Source organism: Treponema sp. R80B11-R83G3 (genome assembly GCF_054786115.1).
Genome location: NZ_BDHF01000136.1, coordinates 1 through 2,649, shown reverse-complemented (window position 1 = coordinate 2,649; position 2,649 = coordinate 1). Strand labels below are relative to the sequence as shown.

Here is a 2,649-nt window from a genome sequence, read left to right as displayed (position 1 = left end):
GTATAAGGGCGAATTGAGCGTAAGCCTCGATATGGATAATCCCGCAGCGGATAATTCGGCGCAGGTAATGAACAAACTCCGTTCGCATTTTAACGACTTTCCCAACGCCTCTCTAAGTTTCGGTCAGAGCAGGGGGCGGATGTTGGCAGGAGGAGGATCGGATATTGATCTGGCTCTCCGCATTAACGACATCGGCGCAGGTCTCGCCGCAGCGCAGGAAATAGCGGAAATAATAAAAGAAAACGTCCCGGAACTTGTTGACGTGAGCGTCAGTCTTACGGAAGGACTGCCCCAGGTTGAAGTGGTGATTGACCGCAAACGCGCCTACGATTTCGGTCTTTCGGTAAGCTCCATAGCGAATGAAATAGCCGCCGCCATGAACGGGCTTACCGCAACAAGTTTCCGTTACTTGGGCGATGAATATTCGGTCGTACTGGAACTGCGTGACGAAGACCGTGCGAAACTTCCCGACCTTGACCTGATTTCCGTCGCCTCAAATACGGGCGCGCTTATCCCCCTCTCCAACTTTACAAGCCTTAATAAAAGCCTGGGACCGGTAAGCATTAACCGCGAAGGGCAGGCGCGCGTTATTCACATAACGGGCAATGTCACGGAAGGGCAGCGAATAAACATAATTGAACAAAAAGTCCGGGAGCTAATCAACGCTAATTTCATCATTCCCGAAGGCATGGGACTTACTTACGAAGGGCAATGGGGAGAAATCGGCAAAACCATGCGAACGTTTATTTTAATTATCACCCTTGCGATACTGCTTGTTTTTGGAGTAATGGCTGGGCAATATGAATCCTTCAAAGACCCCTTTATCAACATCTGTACCATACCGCTCATGCTTATCGGCGTGGTCGCGGTTTACGCCCTGTACGGACAGAACCTCAGCATGTTTTCGCTGATAGGCATAGTAATGCTGGTAGGGATAGTAGTGAATAACGGAATAATACTGGTAGACTATACCAATCTTCTTGTCGGGCGCGGCGCCCCTGTAGGCGAGGCTTGCATTGAGGGTGGCAGGTCCCGTCTCCGCCCGGTACTGATGACCGCTCTTACTACAATTATAGGAATTATTCCCATGGCATTTTTCCCCGGCAAATCCGCCACCATGCTCCAGCCCATAAGGTTAACCGTAGCCGGCGGCCTTATCTCGGCCACGTTTATAACCTTGTTTTTTATTCCCGTACTGTATTCTCTTTTCAATGAAAAAAGGGGAAAAAAAGTTAAGGAGGTAGCGCAATGAAACGCATGGAACTAATCGCCAACCGTTCTGTAGAGAACGAAATCATAGAAACCTTGGAAAAAAATATACAAGACTTCTACTACACCTTATTGCCCCAGGTATGCGGCAGGGGCAAAACCAAGTACCGGCTGGGAACAGCCACATGGCCTGAAATGAATTTTTTGCTCATTAGTTACTTAGACGAAGAAGAAACAGCCAGGGTGGAAACCGCAGTTCGGGAAGTAAAGGAACGTTTCCCCGATGAAGGAATAAAACTTTTTATGATGGACGCGGCGTTGAAATAACGTCACATCATTTAGATCGGTTTCAAGCGCATGGCCTGAATAGCCCTTAAAAACAGACTCGGTTTTATGACCAGTTGCAAGCATTACCTTCCTTGCTTCCAGCTTGTCAGTCATGCGGGAGGCGTAAAAATGCCGCCAACTAAAGAAGCAAACAATAACAATCCGCATCGCCCCAGACGTTTTGGAAAGCTACAAAACAATGGGTGATGGTTACACAGGCATTATGTCCGATGTATTACAATACGCCGTGAATAACCCAGGCATCTTAACCGAGGCTACAAGGTAAAAGAAAGCGGTGTGCGGGGAAAGAGCGAAATAATTTCTTCGTTACACACATTTACTCACCTAACAAATATCGTGTCAACTATACAAATCACTTAACACCGTTTTTTTTATCAAAAATTAACCTGTCTCTATTTTCCCTCTTTGGAAAAACGCCGGATTCGCACGCATGTGCGAACACCGGCTTTTTTATACACAACAAACAATAAGGAGTTTTTTATGAAAAACATGAACAAAACAAACGTGCTAAAAATCAGTATTAGCTTGTTAATGCTGATTTTAGCGGTAATCGGGTTTTCAATGGCGGCTTGCAGTAATGGAAGCACTGACCCAATACCTCAAACAGTCGCAACGCCGACAGCAAGCCCGCCGGCAGGAACTTACGCCGCCGCTCAAAGCGTTACCTTAAACACGGCAACCGCAGGAGCAAGCATTTATTACACCACAAATGACAGTACGCCGACAACGGGCAGTACGCTGTACAACGGAGCGATTACCATCAGCGCGACAACCACGCTGAAAGCCATCGCCGTTAAAGAAGGCATGAACAACAGCGCCGTACTGACTGCGGTTTATACAATCACCGCCGCAACCATCCCCGTCACCCTCAACAGCGTAACCCAGAACGGCTCATCTTCGCAAACTACAACGCAGTTGACGCTGAACTTTAGCGCGGCGATAAGCGGACTGAGCGCCAATGACATCACCTTGACCGGATTATCAAACAGCGTAACCAAAGGAACTCTCGGCGGCTCAGGGCCAACGTACACGTTACCGATCAGCGGATTTACCGCAGGCGGAAATTTGAGCGTGTCGGTGTCGAAATCGGGC

Annotated in this window: 3 protein-coding genes and 1 pseudogene; all 4 read left to right on the top strand. The window is 48.1% G+C overall.

Annotation, left to right across the window (positions count from 1 at the left end):
* A partial coding sequence (locus ACYVRH_RS11600) for an efflux RND transporter permease subunit (protein WP_461257074.1) occupies positions 1-1,252 on the top strand: 1,252 nt, incomplete at its 5' end.
* Positions 1,249-1,536: a PG0541 family transporter-associated protein gene (locus tag ACYVRH_RS11595; RefSeq protein WP_461257073.1), complete on the top strand. Its 288-nt coding sequence runs from the start codon at positions 1,249-1,251 to the stop codon at positions 1,534-1,536. The genes ACYVRH_RS11600 and ACYVRH_RS11595, both read left to right, overlap by 4 nt.
* Before the next feature lie 151 nt (positions 1,537-1,687).
* A pseudogene (locus ACYVRH_RS11590) lies at positions 1,688-1,822 on the top strand (BrnA antitoxin family protein); the annotation flags it as partial.
* Between the two features lie 215 nt (positions 1,823-2,037).
* Positions 2,038-2,649, top strand: a 612-nt coding sequence (locus tag ACYVRH_RS11585) for a chitobiase/beta-hexosaminidase C-terminal domain-containing protein (RefSeq protein WP_461257072.1), incomplete at its 3' end; no start/stop codon positions are given.

Bases quoted from the DNA above. Each gene is read 5' to 3' on its own strand.
- ACYVRH_RS11595 (WP_461257073.1), top strand. From the start codon at position 1,249: ATGAAACGCATGGAACTAATCGCCAACCGTTCTGTAGAGAACGAAATC.